14 protein-coding genes are annotated in these 23,316 nt (G+C 60.7%); 6 read left to right on the plus strand and 8 right to left on the minus strand.

Going from position 1 to position 23,316, the window contains the following annotated elements:
* Positions 1-40: 40 nt before the first annotated feature.
* Positions 41-814: a type 1 glutamine amidotransferase domain-containing protein gene (locus tag BK665_RS20130; RefSeq protein WP_123408377.1), complete on the plus strand. Its 774-nt coding sequence runs from the start codon at positions 41-43 to the stop codon at positions 812-814.
* On the opposite strand, the gene BK665_RS20135 is transcribed toward BK665_RS20130, so the two are convergent.
* The gene (locus BK665_RS20135; protein WP_123408378.1) at positions 720-3,032 is read right to left on the minus strand and encodes an ATP-dependent DNA helicase; all 2,313 of its coding nucleotides are present in this window, start codon (positions 3,030-3,032) and stop codon (positions 720-722) included. The two genes, BK665_RS20130 and BK665_RS20135, sit on opposite strands and share 95 nt — an antisense overlap.
* Positions 3,029-4,696, minus strand: a complete 1,668-nt coding sequence (locus BK665_RS20140; RefSeq protein ID WP_311198554.1) for a VRR-NUC domain-containing protein — start codon at positions 4,694-4,696, stop codon at positions 3,029-3,031. Before BK665_RS20140 ends, BK665_RS20135 begins: the two co-directional genes overlap by 4 nt.
* A 172-nt stretch (positions 4,697-4,868) precedes the next feature.
* Between BK665_RS20140 and BK665_RS20145 the strand changes: the two genes are divergently transcribed.
* Positions 4,869-5,093: a YgdI/YgdR family lipoprotein gene (locus BK665_RS20145; protein WP_123408379.1), complete on the plus strand. Its 225-nt coding sequence runs from the start codon at positions 4,869-4,871 to the stop codon at positions 5,091-5,093.
* A gap of 107 nt (positions 5,094-5,200) precedes the next feature.
* Here BK665_RS20145 and BK665_RS20150 read toward each other — a convergent pair whose 3' ends face one another.
* On the minus strand, positions 5,201-5,566 hold the full coding sequence (locus tag BK665_RS20150) for a hypothetical protein (protein WP_123408380.1): 366 nt from the start codon (positions 5,564-5,566) through the stop codon (positions 5,201-5,203).
* A 311-nt stretch (positions 5,567-5,877) separates the two neighbouring features.
* Between BK665_RS20150 and BK665_RS34500 the strand changes: the two genes are divergently transcribed.
* From BK665_RS34500 to BK665_RS20175, 4 genes are all read left to right on the plus strand, one after another.
* Positions 5,878-8,427, plus strand: a complete 2,550-nt coding sequence (locus BK665_RS34500) for an Ig-like domain-containing protein (protein WP_185076582.1) — start codon at positions 5,878-5,880, stop codon at positions 8,425-8,427.
* A 514-nt stretch (positions 8,428-8,941) separates the two neighbouring features.
* On the plus strand, positions 8,942-10,378 hold the full coding sequence (locus tag BK665_RS20165) for a carbohydrate binding domain-containing protein (protein ID WP_123408382.1): 1,437 nt from the start codon (positions 8,942-8,944) through the stop codon (positions 10,376-10,378).
* A gap of 743 nt (positions 10,379-11,121) precedes the next feature.
* The gene (locus tag BK665_RS20170; RefSeq protein ID WP_123408383.1) at positions 11,122-11,406 is read left to right on the plus strand and encodes a DUF3077 domain-containing protein; all 285 of its coding nucleotides are present in this window, start codon (positions 11,122-11,124) and stop codon (positions 11,404-11,406) included.
* Positions 11,403-11,669 (plus strand): short-chain dehydrogenase, encoded by a 267-nt coding sequence (locus BK665_RS20175; protein ID WP_123408384.1) that lies wholly within the window; start codon positions 11,403-11,405, stop codon positions 11,667-11,669. The genes BK665_RS20170 and BK665_RS20175 overlap by 4 nt, the downstream gene beginning before the upstream one ends.
* A gap of 242 nt (positions 11,670-11,911) precedes the next feature.
* Here BK665_RS20175 and BK665_RS20180 read toward each other — a convergent pair whose 3' ends face one another.
* The 5 genes from BK665_RS20180 to BK665_RS20200 form a co-directional block, all read right to left on the minus strand.
* On the minus strand, positions 11,912-13,765 hold the full coding sequence (locus BK665_RS20180; protein WP_123408385.1) for a polyurethane esterase: 1,854 nt from the start codon (positions 13,763-13,765) through the stop codon (positions 11,912-11,914).
* Positions 13,766-13,862: 97 nt separating this feature from the next.
* A complete protein-coding gene (locus BK665_RS20185; RefSeq protein ID WP_123408386.1) occupies positions 13,863-15,557 on the minus strand; it encodes a polyurethane esterase in 1,695 nt (564 codons plus the stop codon).
* Between the two features lie 24 nt (positions 15,558-15,581).
* Entirely contained in the window at positions 15,582-18,653 is a 3,072-nt protein-coding gene (locus tag BK665_RS20190) for an autotransporter serine protease (RefSeq protein ID WP_123408387.1), read from the minus strand.
* Positions 18,654-18,855: 202 nt separating this feature from the next.
* Entirely contained in the window at positions 18,856-21,816 is a 2,961-nt protein-coding gene (eprS, locus tag BK665_RS20195) for an autotransporter serine peptidase EprS (RefSeq protein WP_123408388.1), read from the minus strand.
* Between the two features lie 135 nt (positions 21,817-21,951).
* Complete coding sequence (locus BK665_RS20200; protein WP_123408389.1) at positions 21,952-23,316, minus strand: TolC family outer membrane protein; 1,365 nt, start codon at positions 23,314-23,316, stop codon at positions 21,952-21,954.

The following is a 23,316-nucleotide window of genomic DNA, read 5'->3' on the forward strand; positions in this document are numbered from 1 at the left end:
CGACGCCAGCAGCCACCTCCGGCCAAGGAAAACGCCCTCGATGATTCTGATTCTGTTGCCGACCCGCGATTACGACCCGACCGAAAGCAGCGTGCCTTGGCAGGCCATGCGCCAGGCCGGGATCGAGGTGCGTTTCGCCACGCCCGAAGGGTTGCCTGCCTACGCCGACCCACGGCTGGTGGACAAGGGTTTTGGCCTGTTGAATCCGGTCCTGATGACACGTAAATCCGACCTTGCCCGCTACGCCCAAATGATCCAGGACGAAGCCTTCCTCCAGCCATTGGCCTACGCCGATGTCGACCCGGCGCAGTTTGCCGGATTGCTCATCCCCGGCGGTCACGCCAAGGGCATGCGCAGCTTGTTGGAGTCCGGCCAGGCCCGGCGCATTGCCCGGCACTTTTTCCAGACCGACAAACCGGTGGCCGCCGTGTGCCACGGCGTGCTGTTGCTGGCCCGCACCCTGGCCCCGGCCACCGGGCGCCCGGTGATCGATGGGTACAAGGTCACGGCGCTGGTGGCCAGCACCATGGAAATGCCGGCCTGGTTCCTCACGGGCCTGTGGCTGGGGCGTTATTACCGCACCTACCGGGACAGCGTCGAAGCCGAAGTGCGGGCGGCCCTTCGCAAACCGGCGGACTTCCAGCGCGGCCCATGGTTGTCCAAGCGCGATTCGGCGGACAAGCCAGAACGCGGCTTCGTGGTTCGCGACCGTCAGTTGCTTACCGCTCGCTGGCCAGGGGACTGTCATCGCTTTGCCGCTGAATGGCTGCGCCTGCTGGGTGAACAGACCACCAGCGCGGCAGCAACTGCCTGACCTTGCTCTCACCAAAGCGGTCATCGATCAGCATCACCACGCCCTGGTCCTGCTGGGTGCGGATCACCCGCCCGGCGGCCTGCACCACTTTCTGCACGCCGGGGTACAGATAGGTGTAGTCGTAGCCGGCACCGAAAATCGCCGCCATGCGGTGTTTCATCTGCTCGTTGACCGGATTGAGTTGCGCCAGCCCCAACGTGGCAATGAAGGCGCCGATCAGCCGCGCACCCGGCAGGTCGATACCTTCGCCGAACGCGCCGCCCAATACCGCGAAGCCAACGCCCTGGCTGTGGGTGGTGAATTGGTCGAGGAAGTTCTGGCGCTGGCTCTCGGCCATGCCTCGGGATTGCGACCACAAGGTAATGTGCGGATGCCGCTCGGCCAGTAACTGCACCACTTGCTGCAAATAATCGAAGCTGCTGAAAAACGCCAGGTAGTTGCCGGGGCGCTCGCTGAACTGCCGGGCAATCAGCTCGACGATCGGCCCCAGAGATGCCTGACGGTGCACGAAACGGGTCGAAATCTGGCTGACGATACTGACGTGCAACTGCTCGGCATGAAACGGCGACTCGACGTCGATGCACACGGTATCCGGCGGCGTACCGAGCAGGTCGGCGTAGTAATGCCGGGGGCTCAGGGTCGCGGAAAACAGCACGGTGCTGCGCGCTGCGGTCAGGCGCGGGCGGATAAACCCGGCGGGCACCACGTTGCGCAGACACAGTTGCGACAGGTTGCGTTTGCGCTCCAGGTCGCGCTTGCTGATGTCGAACAGGAACTGCTCATCGAACAGCTCCGCCACCCGGCCGAACTGCAACATATCGAAGTAGAAATTCTGCAAGGCGCTGTCCAGGCCTTGGGGATGATCATTCAGGTAGTCGCCGATGCTCGCGCTGCACGAAGACAAGGCTTGCAGGAGTTTTTCCGGGGCCTTGTCATAGGCTTGATAGGGACTCAGTTGCAGGTCATGCAGGGCGTTCCACTCGCGGTTGACCCGTTGCAGGGATTTTTTCAGCGGCTCAGGCGCGGTTTTGCGCACGGTGTTGAGGGTCGCCTGATCGAGGCTGGCGCTGTACATCTGCCGACCGCGTTCCACCAGGTTATGCGCCTCGTCCACCAGCACCGCGACCCGCCAGTTGTTGGCCTGGGCCAGACCGAACAGCAAGGCGCTGAAGTCGAAGTAATAGTTGTAGTCGGCGACCACCACGTCCGCCCAACGGGCCATTTCCTGGCTCAGGTAATACGGGCAAACGTCGTGTTGCAACGCCACGTCGCGCAAGGCGCTCTGGTTCAACAGGCTGACCCGGCTTGCAGCCTGGCGCGCAGCGGGCAAGCGATCGTAGAAGCCCTGGGCCAACGGGCAGGATTCGCCGTGGCAGGCTTTGTCCGGGTGTTCGCAGGCCTTGTCCCGGGCGATCATCTCCAGGATGCGCAGCGGCGGCGCGGTGGCGCTGTCGAGGATCACCTGCGCCGCGTCCAGTGCCAGTTTGCGCCCCGGGGTTTTCGCCGTGAGGAAGAACACCTTGTCCAGTTGCTGCGGCGCCAGGGCCTTGAGCATCGGGAACAGCGTGCCAACTGTCTTGCCGATCCCCGTGGGCGCTTGCGCCATCAGACAACGGCCAGTGCTGACGGCTTTGAACACCGACTCCGCCAGATGCCGTTGCCCTGGACGAAACCCGGCATGGGGAAACGTCAAGACTTGAGCCGCCTGGTTACGGGCCTCGCGATGAGCCATTTCCTGTTCGGCCCAGTGCAGGAATAACCGGCAATGGTGCTCAAAGAACCCCCGCAACTCATCGGCGCTGAAACCCTCGACCAAGCAGGTTTCCTTTTCGCTGACGATATCGAAGTACACCAACGCCAGGTTGATCTGTTCCAGTTGCAGCTTCTGGCACATCAGCCAGCCGTAGATCTTGGCCTGGGCCCAATGCAACTGGCGGTGGTTGGCCGGTTGTTTGCTCAGGTCGCCGCGATAGGTTTTGACTTCTTCCAGGCAGTTTTGCGCCGGGTCGTAGCCGTCCGCCCTGCCCTTTACCCTCAACGTTTGATACAGGCCTTCCAGCGCGACTTCGCTCTGGTACTTGTCATTGCGCCGTGAAGCCACGGTGCGATGGCCGACGATGCCCTCCAGCGCCGTTGGCGAGGGGGTGAAGCGCAGGTCGAGGTCGCCGACCTTGGCGGTGAACTCACACAACGCCCGCACCGCAATGCTGTAGCTCAAGCGCTCTGCTCCGCCCATTGCACGTAGCACACGGCAATCGGCATCTGGTGTTCGTGGCAGAACTCGATCCAGCGCAATTGGTTGTCTTGCAGGCGATCGCCGGGGCCTTTGACTTCGATCATGCGGTAGGTTTTTTCTTGCGGCCAGAACTGGATCAGGTCCGGCATGCCCGCGCGGTTGGCCTTGATGTCCAGCAACAGCCGATTGAACCAGTGCTTGAGGTGCTCGGCCGGCAGACAGTCCAGCGCCTGTTCGAGCAGTTCCTCGCTCAACGCGCCCCAGAACACGAACGGCGACTGCACGCCCCACTTGGCCACGTAACGCTCGCGAATGGTCTGGCGGTAGCGCCCGTTATCCAGTTCGGCGAGGCACGCCTGGAACAGCTCGGCGCGACGACCGTGGAAGTCTTCATTAAGCAGGTCGACCGGCCCACGCTGGAACGGGTGGAAAAACGCCCCCGGCAACGGCGCGAAGATCGCCGGCCAACAGAGCAAGCCGAACAGCGAGTTGATCAAGCTGTTTTCGACGTAATGCACCGGCGCCGTTTCTTCGGCCAAATGCGCCTGCACGTAATACTCCACCGACAGCGCCAGATCGGTGCGGGGCAATTGCAGGTCCAGGCGCTCCATGACCCGGGGGCCTGCGCGTTTGATCGGCGGCCCGCCCAACTTGCGCCGCAGCCTTGGCAGCACCCGCAGCAATTGCTGTTGTTCGGCGGCGTTTTCCGGCGATAGCTCGGCGCGGATCGCCAGTTCCAGCGCCAAGGCGTATTCAGCGCAACGCTCCAACACCCGAATCAAGCGCAGGCGCGCGCCGGGATAAGCACATTCACGGTAGATTCCCAGCGCGGTGGGGAAATCGGCCATACGTTCGCAGTATTGGCCAATCTGAAACAGCAATTTGCCCCGCCGGCGTTGCAGCCAGGGATTGTCCAGCACCAGGGCGTTGATCTGCTCGACAACGGCGCCAACCTCTTCACCCGCTTCGAAGCGCTGCTGACACGCGTGCAGAAACACACAGGCATCCACGTCCTCGCGGCTGCGCAGGCCTCGGGAGTCAGCGCAGAATTCGACTTTTTCGTAGGTAAAGATGCCCAGATCGGCCAGTACGAACTCCGACCAGTCCTGATAGAGATTACCGAAGAACATCAGGCGCAAGCGATCACACAGGCCCATGATGGTCAGGCTGAACAAGCGGTCATCCAGGGTCGGGCACCACTCACGGAAATGCCGAGACTCGGAAAACTGTTCGCTCAGCAGCGGCAGCCACTCGGTCTTCTTGCCTTTGGGCTGGTCGATGGCATGCCCCAGGCATTGCAGGATTTCGGCCTTGAGCAATACGTCGAACAGTTCTTCTATTAATAACGGCGATTGCTCATCGATCCAGCCCAATTCCAGCAACGGGCCGGCGGCCCAGGCGATGTCACCGATCTCGACGTAATGCAGCTTGCCAGCCCGAAAATGCAAACCCTTGCGCATCACCATCCGCACCAGTAGTGCGCGGGACTCCCGGGGCAGTCGTTTGAACGCCTCGATAAAGCACTGTTCCTCCGGGCTCAACACATCGGCATAGCGATGCTCAAGCCAATCAAGCACTTGCATGAAGTTGTTCAAGTAATAGAACGGGTCGTCGAGCGGGTTTGCAATCACGGGAAAATGGGCCACTGGCAAGCGAGTACTGGTTATGCGTACAGATACCAGCTACCCACGGTACGGTGCAAACGGAAAAGGATGGGCGGCGCGTCTAATCCGGCATTTTTGTGCTGACCATCGAACTTTCCGGCGATCCACGGCACCAACCGCCATAGCGCTGAATTTTTTGATCATGGAGGTAAGTATGAATATCAAGACCCTGGGCCTGCCCCTGGCCGTTGCAGCCTTCCTGGCCCTGGCCGGTTGCTCAACGCCGACCGTGGTGACCCTGCAGAACGGCACCCAGTATTTGACCAAGGACATGCCGAAAACCAAAACCAAGGACGGGTTCTATGAATTCGAAGATATTTCCGGGGCCAAGGTGAAGGTCAAGGCTGATGATGTGGCGACGGTTCGTTCGGAAGACTGAAGACCGCGTTATCGTTCTTCGCGGGCAAGCCCGCTCCCACATTTGGAATGCATTCCCCTGTGGGAGCGGGCTTGCCCGCGAAAGGGCCATTCAAATCAACACAAAAATCAAGGCATCCCCGGAACACTGGTATCGCAGACGACATAGCGATCCCCACGCTTGATCATCTCCGCCCGCAACTTCTGGCACCGGTCAAATTCCTGCTGCACCGAGTTATCGATACTGATATTGCCGGTCACTGGCGGCTTATTCCCATCGCCGATTCGCACAGTGGCCCACGGCTGCTCCGGCTGAATCTGGAAGCGGCTTTTCTCTTCAACAGGTGCCTGGGTTTCGATGGCTGCCGGTTTCGGCAACTCATCGGGCGTCATGCCATAACGGCTCAGAATCGAGTGGTGAGGCAGCTCGGCGGCGGCGTTTGCCGATAACACGGCCAAAGCCAAACCCAAGACATACCTCTTGTTGTTACTCACGGTGCTGAATCTCCTGTACTCAATGGCGCATGCCGCTGGTGCGTTTAGAGATAACGCAAAAGCAGGCGAATGCTTTAGTGCCGATTCCTGTTGGTGCAGGTGTTTGAGTCAGGGAATAGCCGGTGAGTCACTGAATTACCGCGTTATCGTTCTTCGCGAGCAGGCAATATCAATGCCCGATGCCAAACCTTGCCGGGCTAACCACCGGTCCGAAAACCTCGCCGACCTGTAATTTCTGACAGTAGCCAGCCCCTGCCAACTGCGGTTTGATCCACTCCACACCGTCTCTGATTGCGCCAGGAGTCAGCATCATGCCCACCACCCCGTCTGCCGATAACACGGTTTTGGTCCTGTACCCACCCAGAGTACCCGGCGCGACCAGCCCGGTCGTCGGCGCCCATTGCGGCGTGCCAAAGCGGATTTATGACCTGGAACCGATGGGCGCCAGGGTTGATGTGGATCCTTATCCAGACCAGGAAGCCGGCGACACTGTGTTGCTCAACCTCAACGGCCAGCCAGGCATCGACAGCAAAATCACCCAGTCAGACAGCGAAACCGTCACGCTCTACATCCCCAAGCGACTGTTGCTGGCGGACATCGTCAACCGTCTCACTTACACCGTGATACGTGGCAGCGGAAACCGTGATACGTCACAGCCGCCGCTGGAGTTGCTCTACAACCTCATCCGCCCCGGCAATCAGGACGACGACCCGGGGAAGGATGGGCATTCCGAACTCGAGTTGCTGCTGCCCGATGAAATCAAGAACGGCGTCGGCCCGGATTTTCCGGTGGATGGCGTTCCGGTGTGCGTGTCCTACCCGTATTGCCGCGCCCATGATGTGATCCGCCTGAACCTCAACGGGCATGACGTCTTTCACACCGTTACCGACATGCAGGCCACCCTGCCAGGGTCGGCCACGCCGGTGCAAGTGTGCTTCAACGTGACCCGAGCGGATCTGGAAGCCGGGGGTGACAACGCGCAGTACAAGATTTCCTATACGGTGACCGACCAGGTGGGCAACGGCCCGGATCCCGACTCGCCGTGGTCGGCGACACACGTGGTGGATGTGGATCTGGGCGGTCGTCAGCTCGTCGCCCCCGACCTGGCTGAAGACCCGGATGATCCGAGCGACGATCCCACGACCATTGACCTGAACAAACTCGGCACAAAAGACCTGACGGTACTGGTGCACACCTTTGCGCCGCTATGGCAAACCAACGACGTCATCCGCGTAACCTACACCGCCACCCCGCCCACAGGGCCGGTGGTTGATCAATTGGTCCAGACCACCGTATCCCGCGTGCCCTTCACCTACAAACTGATGGTGGACAACGCCAAAGTGCTGCCCGGTAGCCTGGTGCGCGCCCGGTATGAACTGGTTCGCAATAACGTGGTGATTGCAACCTCCCGCACCGCGAATGCCCGAGTCATCGGCCAGGGCGCCATCGACTTGCGGCCGCCGTTTCTGGTGGCGCCGGCAACCAATCCGATTGACGTGCTGAATTATGAAAATGGCGTAACGGTGCGCGTCGAGCACTTGATCGCCGAACCGGGCGACAGCGCACAACTGGTCGAGGTCAATCCCTTGCCCGGCACACCGGCGTTCCGGGTGATCGCCCTCAATGCCAACCATCGTGCCAATTACACCCTGAGCCCGGCGTTTCTGGCGGCGCGGCAGGGGCGGATTATTGAATTGAAGTGGGTGTTGATCCGTGGCGGAGCGCCAGTGGCGGAATCATTGCCGTTGGTGTTGACGGTGAATCGGATTACCGATGGGGATACCCGGTTGCCAACGCCCGCGATAGATAACAAGACAGGCCTGGAACTCGACGTCACTCAACTGCCTGCCAACGCTGAATTGACGGTTGGACCTTGGTCGCATGTGCCCAATGAATACGTGTGGCTGGACTACGCAGGTATCGACCAAAGTGGTTCGCCCGTGACACTGCCTGACCTGGCGGGGGCGCCTCACACCTCGACCGGCCTGACACGGCCAGCGCCGGTGAATTGGTTGAAAGGGTTGAAGGATGGGACGACGCTGACGGTAACGTTGAAGGTGAACTTTGATGGGGTGGCGAATAAGGCGACGGCGGTGGGATTTCCGGTGCGGGGTTATACCGTCAAGGCTATCGAAATGGTTGACCCAACCATTACCTCGGTAAAAGGCTCGCTGAGTGGTCTGGCGATTCCCAACGGTGGCGACACTTTCGAAACCAGCGTGACCTTGACCGGAGAGGCCACCAAAGGGCAGAAGGTGCAGATTTTCGTTGGCACGACACCTGGGGGTGAAGCCACTGCTAATCAGAACACCGGTATCTGGACGCTGAACGTATCGGGATTGAGCGTGGCAGCCCACAGTTTTACCGCCAAGGCCTTATATGATTCGGGCGAGACGTCGGAGAAATGGCTCATTACGGTTAAACAAACTCTGCAATCTGACTTAACAACCTTTGAAGATGGAACATTCGGTGGATGGCAGCGAGGGCCTGCTACAGATTCACGCGATTGGAGTATTAGGTTGGATCAGGGTAATCGTCGAGCCTTCAATAACACCTTCAGCAATAACTCCGCGGGGGTAGTCCTGACGAAAACCTTTCAAAATATAAAAATAGGACAGCGCTACCGATTTTCAATAGGCGCAGTTCGACGCGACTTGGGGGGACGTTACACCCCCAGTCTTTCACTCAGTACGACGCAAGGTGCACTTACTCAACCCGTAACCCCTCCAACCACATGGATACTCATACAGGGGGATTTCACAGCGGAAACTAACATTATGGAATTCATGATTGTTAGTCATATAGCAAGTGGCGACGGAAATGATTATGAAGTAGACAATCTAAGCATAAGGACGATTTAGAGGAAAACTGCAGATAAAAAGGGGACAGAATTATTTAATTCTAGGTTTTGATTCACCGTTGAATGTGATGGCCTCATCGCGAGCAAGCTCGCTCCCACAGGGGATCTTCGGTGAACACAAAATCCGTGTTCGGCACCAACCCCTGTAGGAGCGAGGCTTGCCCGCGAAAGCGGTTTCACATTCAATATTGAGGTTGACTGACCCACCGCCTTCGCGAGCAAGCCCGCTCCCACAGGGGATGTTCGGTGAACACAAAATCCGTGTTCGGCACCAACCCCTGTAGGAGCGAGGCTTGCCCGCGAAGGTTATTTAACATCCACCACGGATGTTGACTGACCCACCGCTTTCGCGAGCAAGTTGAATCGTCGCACCGCCGCTCCCACAGGAATAGGTAGCAAAACCTGTCACCGACCACTCATCTAAAACCACCTCGCACCTGTAACTTCTGACAGTAGTCGAACCCGCCCCGCCGGTATCTCATGTGCCATGCCCCCACCGAACACGCAGGTGCGTCATGGACACTGAACAAACGAACGCCGAGATGCCGGTCAACTATCTACCCGCCACCCTGGGTGCCGCGTCCAATGTGATGCCCTGCACGCTTGTGCCACCGGGTGAGCCAGTGAAGGGTGCGCCGGGGGCTCTGTTCAGGCCGGCGCTCAATCAGCAGCGCGTGCTGGCCAACGGGTTGACCGTGCGGATCGTCCCGCCTATACGAGACGATCTTGGCGATGACGATCATCCCTGCGCCGATATCAACCTGTCGGCGGAACCCGGTGACCCTGGGGTGACGGAATCAACCTCTGCCCGAGTCACCGGCGCAGGTGCCATCAGCCTCAACCCGCCGAGGCTGATAGCCCCGGCGGTCAGCCCGATCAATGTGCTCGATTACCCATTCGGCGTGGTCGCGCAAGTGGCATTTGCCGAGGATCCCGGTGACCAGGCGCAGTTGAAGGAAATCAATCCGCCGCCGCAGGCCAGGCCGTTCCCGCCGCAGATCATCTTCGGTGGCGAGTCCAATTTCACCCTCGATGCGGCGTTTCTGGCAGCACGCCAGAACAGGGATATCGAACTGACCTGGACCTTGATTCGCAGTGGGGAAGCGCCCATAGAGTCGGGGCCGTTGGTGTTGCGGGTGAACCGGATGGCCGATGGCGATACACGGCTGCCTGCGCCGATCATTACCGCCGTGACGGATGGGGTCACGTTGAACCTGGGCAGTTTTTCCGGCGATGCCATTGCCTTGATCGACGCCTGGCCGGGAATTGGCCTCGGGAACAGATTGTGGATGAGGTGTGAAGGCACCGATGTCAGAGGCGTCCCTGTAACGTTGTCGATTCATCAGGGGGTTGCCATCGGATTGATCAGTCATCAAACAGGCTGGGTGACCCGCGCCTTTCTCGACTCACTGGCGAACGGGTTTCCCCTCAGGGAGTACGTGGCGGTGAATTTCGATGGCCTGGTCAACGAAGCGACCGCCGTGAAGTTCCCGGTGAGGACCTATACCGTCATCGCGCGAACCAAGCTCTTGATCGTATGGGACTTTAATAACAACTCGTTTCAGGGATGGACGCCCCAAGGCCTCTATGCCGGCGGTGATTTGCATCTGGTTAATGGGCAGGTTCATGCAGACACCAATGGGAGTGGCAGCTTTGGCGGACCGGTTATGACAATAGTCATTCGACTGGAGGCCGGGAGAACCTATGATTTCAGTTTCCAATTGGCTGCTCGTGGTGGCGGCAGAGCCAGCACGAGACTCGCGTTAACGATCAATGGATACGGCATTGGTCCGGTCGTTGACACGCTGAATCAAGTTAACGTGTGGAAAACCGGCACCGGTGTTTATACCGCTCCGAGTACAGCAGACGTGACCCTTGGCCTGTGGAACGAAGTCGGCGATGGGGCGGGTAACGACTTCATGATCGACAACATTCGGGTTCAGGAACGCTGACGTGCAGAAAAGGGACAGATTTATTTAATTCGCCAATTCCTGTGGGAGCGGGCTTGCTCGCGAAGGCAATTTCACATTCAGCATCAATGGTGACTGACCCACCGCTTTCGCGAGCAAGCCCGCTCCCACAGGGGATTGGCGTCGGGCACAAAACTGTGACCGGCGCAGATCTCGTGTGGGAGCGAGGCTTGCCCGCGAAGAGGCCCTATCAGGCGATGACAATCCCGGAGCCGGACAAACTCTCCAATCCAACCCCTACCAACGTCACCGAATCCCCGCCCAGAAAAGGGGACGCATTTATTTAAAAGGCCCACGTCCCTTGTAGGAGCTGTCGAGTGAAAAGAGGCTGCGATCTTTTGATCTTTATTTTCAAGGGCAAGATCAAAAGATCGCAGACTTCGGCAGCGCCTAAGGGGGTGTGGCCGGATGCGGAAGTTGCCTACGGGAAAAGCAGCTGTTTCAGGCGTTGCGCCGGGTTGACTGCCCTGCCCTGGCTCCCTATCCTCACGCCCGTCACGACTCATTCGTGATCGGGTTTGACGGCTCGGCTGTATTCACGACGCGCATAGCCTTTCTCTGCTCGAGCACCTCCGTGCCCGTTCATTGCATATGGCGACTGTGCGTGGGGCATCTTCGGGTGCGCCGGGTTCGTGAGACCGGTCCGTCAACCTGCGCACAGTTGCCACCCTATTCGTTTGACGGCGATTTCGTGGCAGCTTCTTGAAACTCACGGAGCTACAACAATGACCAACGCAACCACAAAATCCACCCCCTTCTCCCCCTGCGATCACGTCGATCACCACCTCTTCGCCGTACAACCCGACATCCCCCTGGTCGATGCCCTGGAGCACGCCACCGTCTACCTCAGCTGCGCCGAAGCCCTCGCCCACCAAGCCCCCAACGCCACCCGTCCTGAACACATCGCGACCCTGCGCTGGGCCAGCAAGCACATGCTCGACACCGCCCGCTCACTGGTGCAGGCCTCGGTCGATGGTTTGCACGCAGCGCAAGCGGGAGGTGAAGCATGAACCCGCATATGCCGATGACCAGCAATGAGGGCCAGACGCCGGTGTTATTGGTGGCCACGCAAGCGCCGTTGGATGAATTGCACAGCAACGCCGCGACGCGGTTTCTGGCGGGAACGCAAATGATGGAGAGTCTGGCCAGCCTTGATATCAGCCAGGCCAAGGGTGCCGATGTGCAGCAATTGGCGCAGGCGGCGGCGATGTTGTTGCGCGATGGCTGTGATGTGATGGATGTGTTGGGGCGGCGGATTCGGGCTCGGGTTTAAACGCCGGGTTTGATGTTGACGCCTTCGCGGGCAAGCCTCGCTCCTACAGGGGGTCGGTGGTGTACGCGAAATGTGTGGCAGGCACCAATCCCTGTGGGAGCGGGCTTGCTCGCGAAGGCGGTTTCACATTCTGGATTGAGGTGACTGACATGCCGCTTTCGCGAGCAAGCCCGCTCCCACATTGGAATGCATTTCCCTGTGCATTTCCCTGTAGGAGCGAGCCTGCTCGCGAAGAGGCCCTATCAGGCGATGACGATCCCTGAGCCGGACAAACTCTCCAGTCCAACCCCCACCAACGTCACCGAATCCCCGCCAAACGTCAGCACGGTGTCATGCCCGACTGCCGTGGCATGCGCCCGGAAGTTATCGTCGGGCGTCACACCTTGAACCCCTAGGAACACCAGTTTGTCGCTGGCCTGATACCCAATCACTTTGTCCTGGCCAAACGCGCCAGTGAACAGGAAGGTATTGATCCCGCCCCCCGACTCCATCAGGTCATTGCCGGCGCCGCCGACGAACACGTCGTTGCCCTTGCCGCCGATCAAATGGTCGTTGCCGTCCAGGCCAAACAACCAGTCACCGCTGGCGTGGGCCGTCAGCGTGTCGGCCCCCGCCCCGCCCTTCACTGTCGAGGCGTATTGGGTGACGTTGTTGCCGACTTTCAGGCCCTCCGCCGTGACGCTGTGGGTCACGTCGTCCTTGAACACGCCCCACAGGAACGCCGGTTCCTTGGTGAGGATGTTGCCAATGTCGCGGGTGATGCTGATCCCGCCGTTGGCGTCCTTCACGTAGAGGTTGCCGACGCCGTCATTGGCGAACACGAAGTTCTTCACCGACTGCTGCAAGTCCAGCAGGTTGCTGCCCTTGCCGCCGAGCACGATGTTGTAGCCGCCGCCGTCGCGGAAGGTGTCGTTGCCGTCCCGGCCTTCGAGGTAGTCGTTGCCCTTGCCGCCCTGGATCAGGTCATTGGCGTCGCTGCCGATGATGAAGGTGCTGCCCTTGTGGGTTTCGGCGTTGCGGTTCAGGTCCTGGACCCAGGTGTTGGCCCGCGCCGGGTCCGAAAGGTTGGCGACGACGATGGTCGAGTCTTTGCTGGTGAGGTCGTAGAACTTGGACTCGATCACCCGGTTCATCCCATCGCCGTAAGCGGTCGGCAAGTGCGAGATCCAGGTCGGGATGTTGAGGATGGAGAACGGCAACACGTTCCACGCGGTCGAGGCGTAGTGATCGTTGAAGCTGACGATGTTGTCGGTGGTCGAGGCCTTGGCTGCGTCGTGCACACCCACAGAGGACAGGTTGAAGGTCGAGCCGTCGAGGGCGCGGAATACCGGGTCGTTTTCGTAACCGACGTTCAGCACTTTATCGTTGCTGCTTTGGGTCGGTGAGGCGTAGGCGATGTAGTTCGAATCCTTGTAGAAACCGCCCCACTTGTCCGTGCTCAGGTCTGCCGCGCTGTTGACCGCCAACCCGCCCAGGCTATGGCCACTAAACAGCACGTCCTTGCCGGACAAACCATTGGCACTGGCAAACGCCGCGACATTGCCCAGCAGTTTGCCGAACGCTTCACCGACGTAATTCTTCGCGTAATCCTTGGGGCCCAGCGCGGCCAGCAGGTCGTTGATCGCATCGCCGATGGAGTCGCCGATCAGGATTTCCCTCGGGCCACTGGTGCCGCGAAAGGAAACGCCGACTTCGGTGAGATGGCCCTGGGCGTCGTACTTGCCGAGGATCTCGACCTGGGCGCTGGTGAACCCGGCCTTCTCGCCGTAGAAGGTTCCCCGTGCGTCGGTTTTGCCGTCGTAGCCTAATTGCGAAGCAGTGATCGGCGTCCAACCGGCCTTTTTCACGGCGTCCAGTGCGAGCTTTTCCGAATCGGGGTTCCACGGCACGCCGGGAATCACCCCTTGGGAATCAGTGCCGCCAATCAGCGCCGTGACCAGCGTTGCTGGCAACCCGAGGCCGAAGCCGTTGTGCTGATAGCCGGCGGCGAAGCCGTTATCGAGGTTGTGATAGGAGTACAGCGTGATGGCCATGGCGTCGCTGAACAACGCCTTGGATTCTGCCGTGCTGAAGTTTTTGTAATCGTAAACACCCATTGCTATTGCCTCTCTTTTGTTGGAATTGTCAGAGATAGCTCACAGCCAAAGCGCCTCGGGAATGAGGCGCTCCGGAGCATTTCAGTGCATGTCGCCCTTATGCAAAGGTAAAACTTGAAGTGGACAGGTTATCCAGCCCGACGCCGACCAAGGTCACGGCAAAATCGCCGACCTTGAGCACTGTGTCGTGGCCGGTCTGGGACGCATGTTGCTTGTAGTCGTAGCCCTGCCCCGCGCCCTGCACGCCCATGAACACCAGTTTGTCGCTGCCCTGGTAACCATTGATCGCATCGAAACCAAAGGCACCGCTGAACAGGAAGGTGTTGTTGCCGCCGGCGGCATGCATCACGTCATTGCCCGCGCCACCGACGAAAGTGACCTGGCTTTTGTCGCTGCGCAGAAGGTCGTCACCGGCATTGCCGAACAGCCAGTCGCCGTCGATGGTCGCCGCCAGGGTGTTGCCGTAGGCGTCGCCGTTGAGCGAATGGTTGTAATGGGTCAGTTCCGTACCGTTGAGCAAACCGTTGGCCGTGACGGTGTAACTGACATCCTTGGTGCTCAACCACGAGCCAGGCTCCTTGCTCACCAGCGCACCGATGTCCCGGGTCAGGCTGATGCCGCCGTAGGCGTCGCGCACATACAACGTGCCGTTGCCGTCGTTGGCAAAGCTGAAGTTCTGCAACGGCTTTTGCAGCTCGAAGGTGTTGCTGCCCTTGCCGCCGAGCAGGATGTTGTAGCCACCGTCATCGCGGAAACGATCGTTGCCGTCGCGGCCCTCGATGAAGTCATTACCGGCGCCGCCCTTGAGCAAGTCGTTGCTGTCGGTGCCGATGATGAAGGTGCTGCCGGTGTGCGGCTCGCCGCTGCGACCCAAATCCTCGACCCAGGTCTTGCCCCTGGAATCGAGCGCCAGGTTGGAGACGATCAGCGTCGAATCCTTGCTGGTGAGGTCGTAGAACTTCGAATCGATCACCCGGTTCAAGCCATCGGCATAACCCAGCGAGCCATGGGCCGACCAGCTCATCGGGTTGAGGATGCTGAACGGCACCAGATTCTGCGCGGTGGAGGCGTAATGGTCATTGAAGTTGACGATGTTGTTGGTCGCCGACGCCTGATAACCATCGTGCTTGCCCACCGAGCCGCTGCTGAAGGTGGTGCCATCCAGCGCACGGAACACCGGATCGTTCTCGTAGCCGATGTTCAACACGTTGGTCGACACGCTTTGGGTCGGCGAAGCGAAGGCCACGTAGTTGGCGCCCTTGTAGAACCCACCCCAGTTATCGCCGCTCAGCTCTGCCACGCTGTTGACCCCGAGCCCGCCGAGGCTATGGCCGCTGACCAACACGTCCTTGGCGCCGAGGCCATGGGCGATGGCGAACGCGGCGACGTCCTTGAGCAAGGTGTCAAACGCGTTTTTGGCGTAGTTCTTCGCGTAATCCACCGGGCCGATGGCGGCCAGCAGGTTGTTTTTGATGTCGCCGAAGGTGTCGCTGTAGCTCAGGCCACCGGTGCCGCGAAAGGCCACGCCGATGCCGATCAGCTTGCCGGTGGCGTCGTATTTGCCGAGGACTTCGGCTTCGGCGCTGGTGAACCCGTCCTTCTCGCCAAAAAACGAGCCCTGGGCGCCGACCTTGCCCTGATAACCCAACGCTGTGGCGCCAATCGGCTTCCATCCGGTGGCCGGCAAGGGTTGGCCCGTCGGCGTGTAGGCGTAAAGCGTCAGGGCGATGGCATCGCTGTACAACGCCTTGCCGGCTGCACTGCCGGCATTTTTGTAATCAAACAGTCCCATGTTTTTTGCTTCCTTTGCGTTAAATCAGAACTGCCAGTCCAGGGTCAGGCCCACGCCGTGGTCCTTCTCATTGGAGCCGAGCAGCCCGTTGTAATCCAGGTTCACGCGAGTGGCTTTGTTCAAGGCCAACCCGGCGCGCAGACCGACCACGGCGGCGTTGCGATCCATGGAAACGCTTTGCACGGTGAACCCGCTGTTGCCATTGGCAAACGCCAGGTGTTGATCGGTATCGACACTGCTCAGGTTGTGCTGCCAGCCAAGGCTCCCGGACAGTTCGAGGCTTTTCTGGTCGGACAGCGCAATGGCTTTGCTCGCCCGCAGGCCGAGGGTCGAGAGCACCGCGTCGCGGTTGTCTTCACCACTTTTAAGCGCGGCGGCATCACCCTTCTCGGTGAAGCTGTCGCTGTTGAGGTGCACGTAGGCCAGTTTGGCGAACGGCTCCAGGGCCAGGGGTTGCAGGTCCAGACGATAAGCCGCTTCGGTGAACACCTGTGCGGTGGTCGCATCGTGTTTGGTTTTCTGCTTGCCGCTGACATCGGCGAATTGCAGGTCACGTTTCGCATCAATGCGATGCCAGCTATAGGCACCGCCGACGCTCAGGCGCAGGGCATCGATTTCATGCCCCAGGTACGCACCCAAGTGGTAGCTGTCGACGTCGGCCGACGAGTGCGTGCCATCGCCCATGCTCAGCGAACTGTTGCTATAACCGGTGACGAAACCGAGGCGGGTATCTTTAGCGATCAAGCCATCGCCACCCACCAGCAAGCCGCCGATTGAGCTATTGGAACTGGCGTTGTCATTGCCGCCATCACTCTTGCCCCAGGCGCCCAGGACTTTGACCCACAGGTTGCTTTTGTCATCGGTCGGCGCGCCGGCGTCGAACAGGTCACGTTCACGCAAACGGTCACTGACCGCGTCACGCAGGTAACGGCTGTCATTGATCAGCATCGTGCCCACCGCCGGATGAATCTCGCCGGACAGTTGCTGGAACGCTTGCTGCGCCACAGCGGCGTTCGGCGCCAGCAGCAGGGTTTCGTACAACGCATTGCCCGCGCCCAATTGCTCGGCGGCAGCGGCCACGGCCCGTTGGTTCGGGGTTTGGCCGACAGCGCTGAAGGACGTCGCGTTGCGCTCTACGGCCAGTTGAATGCCGTTGGCCGTGTAGTCGAGAGCACCGCCGATAAACAGGTAGTTCGGCAACACTTGCCCAAACTGCCCTTGGATGCCGCCCGCCGCTTGCAGGATGTTGTACTGATGGCCGAGCAGGGATTGGGTCTCGGCGGTGGTCAGCAAGGTTGGACTGTTTTCCAGGGACAGGCTGACCGTGGCGCCATCGATTACGGCTTTACCGCCGGCGATGATCTGGTCACTGCGGGTGGGCGACAGTTCCACGGCGTAGGTCGAGCCCGGCTCGAAGACCACGTCGCCGGCCACTTGCAAGGTGCCGATGGAATTGCCCGGCGCCACGGTGCCGCCGCTTTTCGCGGTCAGGGCGCCGATACGGCCGTTACCGCCGAGGATGCCGCTGTCGTTGACAGTGACTGCCGATTGCAGCGAGCCGTTGATTGCCAGGCGTCCCTGATTGACCAACGTCGGGCCGGTGTAGGTGTTGGCACCGGTCATCACCAGGGTGCCGATGCCCTGTTTGGTCAGGCCGCCGTGACCGGAGATGTCGTTGCTCCAGGTGTCGAGGCCACAGTGCACGTCGTTGCACACCCGCTCGGTGGGTTTACCGGCGTCGACGATGGCGCCGATGCCCGGCAAGTCCGCGACAAACTGGCTGTCGCCGTAAGCACCCTGGATGCGGAATTCTTCCGGGATGTCCTGCTCGGTCACCAACATCCCCGGGCCATTGATGCCTTTGCCGAGGTTGATCATGCCCCAGCCGTACAACGCGTCGACGCCAGGGGCACCGAGGTCGGTGGCCGTGGTGCGCAACACGCTGGCGACCTGGGCGCCGGTCATGTACGGGAAGCGCTCCATCAGCACCGCCATGGAACCGGCCACATGGGGCGCAGCCATCGACGTGCCGTTGTAGTTGGCGTAGCCGGTGCCGACATTGTTCGGGTCGGTGCCGGTGATGATCGAGCTGTAGATTTTGCTGCCCGGCGCCGACACGCAGTAACTGGCGGTGTAGCCGCAGCGCGAGGAGAACACGCTAATGTTGTAGAGGTCGGCGCTGGTCAGGTCCGGGTTCTTTTGCAGTGCGGCGACGGTGATCCAGTTTGGCGCGATGTCCGGCACGAAGTACGCAAGACCGGCGATGGCGTCCGGGTTGTTGAGGTTGTAGTCGTTGCCGGCGGCGAAGATCGTGACGATGCCACTGCGAGCCGCCGCGATGGCGCCGTCATAGGCGCCGCCCGGCTTGGTGCCGAGCAAGGGCTGGATCTCGTTGAACTGCAACTGCGCGTCCTGCACGGTGAAGTGCGGGAACGCCGGGTCGCGCCCGCCGAGGTCGAAGCGATCGGTGATGCCGATGCCCCAGCTGTTGTTGATGATTCGCGCGCCGCTGGCGATCAGGGCATCCCAACCGGCCTTGTAGACCGCGCCGTCGTTGCCGCGAATGATCCCGTCCTCGGGGCCCGGGTCACCGTTGTCGGCACTGATGATTTGCGCGCCGAAAGCCACGCCGTGCATCGAGCCACCGTCGCGGCTGCCGGCGGCAATCCCGCCGACGTGGGTGCCGTGGGCGCCGAGCTTGCCGTCGGAGCCGACCGAGGGCGCGCCGTTGTAAAGGAACGCGTCCCCGGCTTTGACCGGGATGTACGGGTCGGTGTATTCGCGGATGCCGCTGGTGACCAGGTTGATCACTTTATTAGTGCCGGAAAATTCCGGGTGCTGGGCGTAGACCGGCTGGTCGAAGATCCCCAGTTTCACGCCTTTACCGGTGTAGCCGGCAGCGTAGGCTTGCTGGGCGTTGATCGCCCCGACGCCCCAATCGGCGTTGAACTCGGCGCTGCGCCAACTGTTGGGATCGCCAAGCTTGCCATTTTCCACGTAAGGCGCGGCATGGGCGGTGCCCAGCGAGGCCAAGGCGCAAAGCACGGCGAGGTTGAGGGTTTTGAGGGCGAACTTGTTGTTGTTTTCAAACGTCATCCAGCTACCTTCCTTAGTTGTGTTGCCAAAATCCGTGTGGCTGTGCGCCGGGCTTTACGTGTGGGAGCGGGCTTGCTCGCGAAGGCGGTATGTCAGTCACTATCAATGTTGAATGACAGTCCGCTTTCGCGAGCAAGCCCGCTCCCACAAGGGGATCTATGCAGCCGGGCGATCCAGTCCGGCGCAGCCACGGTTTATTGGTTCAGAACTGCCAATTGAGGCTCAGCCCCACGCCATGAATCTTCTCGCGGCTGGCCAGTTGGCCGGTGTAGTCGAGGTTCAGGCGAATGTCCTTGCTCAGTGCCAGGCTTGCATGGGCACCGACCAGCGCGGCATCGCGCATCAGTGGCGAACTCTCCACGGCGAATCCTGTGCCGCCGCTGGCAAACGCCAGATGCTGATGCGAGTCGACACTGCTCAGGTTGTGCTGCCAGCCGAGGCTGCCGCTCAGGTCCAGTTGTTGCTGGCTCGACAGGTTCACGGTTTTCAGTGCGCGCAAGCCCAGGGTGCTGAGTACCGCATCGCGGGTGTCGCCATGGCTTTTCAGCGCGGCGGCGTCGCCCTTCTCGGTGAAGCCTTCGGTGTCGAGGTGCACGTAGGCGAGATTCGCGAACGGCTCAAGCGCCAGAGGTTGCAGGTTCAAGCGATAGGCCGCTTCGCCGAAGACCTGGGTGGTGGCCGCATCGACCTTGGCTTTTTGCTTGGCACTGACATCGCCGTATTGCAGATCACGTTTCACATCGGCGCGATGCCAGCTATAGGCCCCGCCCGCGCTCAGGCGCCAGGCGCCCAGTTCATGGCCGGCATACGCGCCGAGGTGATAGCTGTCGACCTGCGCCGAGGAATGGGTGCCCGAGCCCATGTTCACCGAACTGTCGCTGTAACCGGCCACCAGGCCGATCCGGGTTTGCTCGTCCACCGCGCCATCGACACCGGCCAGCAATCCACCAATCGAGGTGGTGTAGCCCGCCGTGTCGTGGCGGTCATCCGTTTTGCCCCAGGCACCCAAGGCTTTGATCCAGCCGTTGCTTTGGGAGCCTTTTGCGTCATTGAGGCGTTCACCCACGGCATCGCGCAGGTAACGGCTGTCGTTGATCAACACTGAGCCCAGCGCCGGGTAGATCTCCCCGGACAACTGCTGGAACGCCTGTTGCGCGGAACTGGCGGTCGGCGACAGTAGAAGGCTTTCGTACACCGCGTTGCCCGCGCCCAGTCCTTCCACGGCGCCGGCGACGGCACGTTGGTTGGGGGTCTGACCGACGCTGGCGAAACTCGTGGCGTTGCGCTCTACGCTCAACTGAACGCCATTGGCTGCGTAATCAAGGCTGCCGCCGATAAACAGATAATTGGGCAACACCGCGCCGAACTGGCCCTGGATACCGCCGGCGGCTTGCAGGATGTTGTACTGATGGCCGAGCAAGGATTGGGTCTGGGCGGTGGTCAGCAAGGTCGGGCTGTTTTCCAGGGACAGGCTGACGGTGGCGCCGTCGATTACAGCCTTGCCCCCCGCGACAATCTGGTCGCTGCGGGTCGGTGACAGTTCCACGGCGTAGGTCGAGCCCGGGGCGAAGGTCACGTCACCGGCGACTTGCAAGGTGCCGATGGAATTGCCCGGAGCGACAGTTGCGCCAGAATTGGCCGTCAATGCGCCGATGCGCCCGGAACCGCCGAGGGTGCCGCTGTCATTCACGGTCACGGCGGACGTCAGCGAACCGTTAACCGCCAGCAGGCCGCCATTGACCGTGGTCGGGCCGCGATAGGTGCTGTCGCCGGTGAGCATCAGGCGTCCGTCGCCGGACTTGATCAGGCTGCCTTCATAGACCCGAGTGGCCGCTGCGGCATCCCGTGCCATGCCTACCGCGTAGTCGGTCTGGTCCTGTTGACTGGCGCCACTCGCCAAACCGTTTTGCCAGCCTTTGTCCTTCAGGGTTTGCTGCCAGGCGCTGTGTTCCGTGGCGTCTTCGGCCTGGCGCTGGATCAACGCTTTGTCGCTGATGCCATTGCTCCACACATCACTCTGCCCTGCCCCCAGATTGGCGTCGAACGCGCCGAGCAATTGCCCCGGCCCGTGCAGCGCCCGCTCCAGGTTGGCCACGCCCCAGCCGACCTGGTTGGTCGGCGCATCGGTGATCGAACCGTCGAGCTGGGTCGCGGTGGTCAGCAGCACTTGCAGCGCTTGCTGGTTGTTCATGTACGGGTAGCGTTCCATCACCAGCGCCAGGGCGCCTGTGGCATGGGGCGCGGACATGGACGTACCGGACTTGATCGCGTAACCGCCATCGGGAATGGTGCTGTCGATCTTCGCGCCGGGGGTGGTGATGCACCAATACTTGGCGATCCCGCACTGGTTGTACTTTTGCTGATTGGCCTGATCCAGCCCCGAAACGGCCAGCCAATGGCCTTCCAGTTCCGGCTGGAAGTACGGCAGCGCCGAGCGCACGCTGGCGTTGGGATAACCGCTGTTGCCGGCGCTGAACACATTGATCACGCCGCGACGGGAAGAGACGTCGGCGGCGGCATCCAGCCAGGTGCCCTGGTTGAAATGCTGGGCGTAGGCCGCGTGCAAATCATCGAGGGTGCGGTAGCTGACATCCGGCGGCTGACTGCCCCAACTGTTATTGATCGCCCGCACACCGGCATCCGCCAGGGCGTTGTACGCCGTTTTGAAATACTGTGGATCAGGGTCGGGGCCGAACAGGAAACTGTCGGTTTTGTTGGTGTTGGCCACATAGAGTTGCGCGTTGTACGCCACACCGTGCATGCCGGTGCCGTCGCGGGAAGCGCCGATGGTGCCGGCGACGTGGGTGCCGTGGGAATCGTTGTTGGCGTTGAGCGTACCGTTGATATTGAACGGCGTGCCATCGACGTAGGTGCCGCTGGCCGTAACCCCGTGATAACGGTCGGTGGCGAACTCGGGGTGGGCGGCATCGAAGCCGGAATCCAGTTCACCGACCTTCACGCCTTTGCCGGTGATGCCGGCGGCGTAGGCTTGATCAGCCTGCATACGGGCCAGGCCCCAGTCGCGCTGGAACTCGGCGGAACGCCAACTGGCGGCGTCACCGGGTTGGCCGGTTTCGAGGTATTGGGCCTGGGCTGCGGTGGGGATGGCAGAAACCAGGAGCAATAGCGTGCCGACCGAAATCGGCTTGATCTGAACGTCCATGTGTACTCGCTTTTTTTGTTTTTGTAGGAGCTGCCGCAGGCTGCGATCTTTTGGCGTCTGCAAGATCGCTGGTAAATCAAAAGATCGCAGCCTTCGGCAGCTCCTACGGGGATAGGCGATCTTTTCTTGAAGTGTTTATCGGGTTTTCGGGCCCTGGCCGAACGCCTCATCCACCTTCGCCAGGTCCTGCTCATTCAAGGTCCCGGCGTAGTAATGCAGCTTGGTCCACGCCATCAGGTAGTCGTAGCGTGCCTGGGCCAAATCGCGGCGGGTGGTAAATAGTTGTTGTTCGGCGTTCAGCGCATCAAGGTTGACCCGCTCGCCACCGAGGATGCTTTGCTTGGTCGACACCACCAGCGCTTCGGCGGACACCAGGGCCTTTTGATAGGCGCGCAATTTGTTCACCCCCGACAAACAGGCGCTGAACTGGCGGCGCAGTTCGATCAGGGTTTCCCGGGTCTTGCCGTCCAGGTCGTACTCGGCCTGTTCCATGTTGCGACTGGCCTGACGAGTCATCGCCGACACGCCGCCACCGGCATACAACGGCACATTCACTTCGATGCCGATGGTGTTGGTGTCGTAGCGCTGGTTGTAGGTGTTGCCGCTTTCCGATTCGTTCTGGCGCATCGAGGCGTAGGCGCTGACTTTCGGCAGGTGCCCGGCGCGGTTGCGCTCCACTTCATAGCGCGCCACTTCCACGGCCTGGCGCTGGGAAGCCAGGTTCGGGTTGTTGGCCACGGCCATCTCGTGCCAGGTGTCGTAATTGGCCGGTTGCAGGGCAAAGGTCTGGAAGTTCTGGTCCAGGGGCGCCAGGTCGCCGATGTTGATCGCCGGCACGCCAATCAGCGCACCCAGCTCTCGCAGCGACGCGTCCTGCTCATCCCGGGCCTCGATTTCTTCGGCTGTGGCCAGTTCATAACGGGACTCGGCCTCAAGGATGTCGGTGCGCGTGCCCTCGCCCTGGCGGAACATGTGTTCGTTCTGCTGAAACTGCTGCTCGAAAGCCTTTTTCTTGGCCTGGGCAATGTCGATCTGGTCCTGGGCGAACAACGCCTTGGTGTAGTTTTCCAGCACCCGCACCAGCAATTCCTGGCTCTTGCTGCGAAAGGCTTCGTCGGCGAACAGCGATTGCGCCACGCCTTTGCGATACGACGCGTAGGCCTCGTAGTCGAGCAACGGTTGTTGCAAGGTCAGGGTCGAGCCGTAACTGCTGTAGTTGCGGTCATCGGTGCGGTTCTCGCCACGATCGTTCAGGGCCGTGGCCTTGGAGGAGTTGCGTCCCTTGTTGTAGTTGTAACCAATCTTGGGCAACAGCCCGGCGCGGCCGATGATGCGGTTTTCAAGGCCGGCATCCCGTTCCTTGATGGCCCCCAGGAACACCGGATCATTGCGCAGCGCTTGTTCGTAGATTTCAAACGGCCCCAGGGCCACGGCACTGTTGCACGTCAGCAACGCCAGGGCTGCCCCGAGCATGGAAAGCTTATTCATACAACCGAACAT

Origin of the sequence: Pseudomonas frederiksbergensis, assembly GCF_003732665.1 — a bacterium.
In the GTDB taxonomy this organism is placed as follows: Bacteria; Pseudomonadota; Gammaproteobacteria; order Pseudomonadales; family Pseudomonadaceae; genus Aquipseudomonas; species Aquipseudomonas frederiksbergensis_G.

Excerpts from the sequence above, each read along its gene's own strand:
- BK665_RS20130 (WP_123408377.1), top strand. The coding sequence starts at position 41 with ATGATTCTGATTCTGTTGCCGACCCGCGATTACGACCCGACCGAAAGC.
- BK665_RS20145 (WP_123408379.1), top strand. The coding sequence starts at position 4,869 with ATGAATATCAAGACCCTGGGCCTGCCCCTGGCCGTTGCAGCCTTCCTG.
- BK665_RS34500 (WP_185076582.1), top strand. The coding sequence starts at position 5,878 with ATGCCCACCACCCCGTCTGCCGATAACACGGTTTTGGTCCTGTACCCA.
- BK665_RS20165 (WP_123408382.1), top strand. The coding sequence starts at position 8,942 with ATGGACACTGAACAAACGAACGCCGAGATGCCGGTCAACTATCTACCC.
- BK665_RS20170 (WP_123408383.1), top strand. The coding sequence starts at position 11,122 with ATGACCAACGCAACCACAAAATCCACCCCCTTCTCCCCCTGCGATCAC.
- BK665_RS20175 (WP_123408384.1), top strand. The coding sequence starts at position 11,403 with ATGAACCCGCATATGCCGATGACCAGCAATGAGGGCCAGACGCCGGTG.
- BK665_RS20180 (WP_123408385.1), bottom strand. The coding sequence starts at position 13,765 with ATGGGTGTTTACGATTACAAAAACTTCAGCACGGCAGAATCCAAGGCG.
- BK665_RS20185 (WP_123408386.1), bottom strand. The coding sequence starts at position 15,557 with ATGGGACTGTTTGATTACAAAAATGCCGGCAGTGCAGCCGGCAAGGCG.
- BK665_RS20190 (WP_123408387.1), bottom strand. The coding sequence starts at position 18,653 with ATGACGTTTGAAAACAACAACAAGTTCGCCCTCAAAACCCTCAACCTC.
- eprS (WP_123408388.1), bottom strand. The coding sequence starts at position 21,816 with ATGGACGTTCAGATCAAGCCGATTTCGGTCGGCACGCTATTGCTCCTG.
- BK665_RS20200 (WP_123408389.1), bottom strand. The coding sequence starts at position 23,316 with ATGTTCGGTTGTATGAATAAGCTTTCCATGCTCGGGGCAGCCCTGGCG.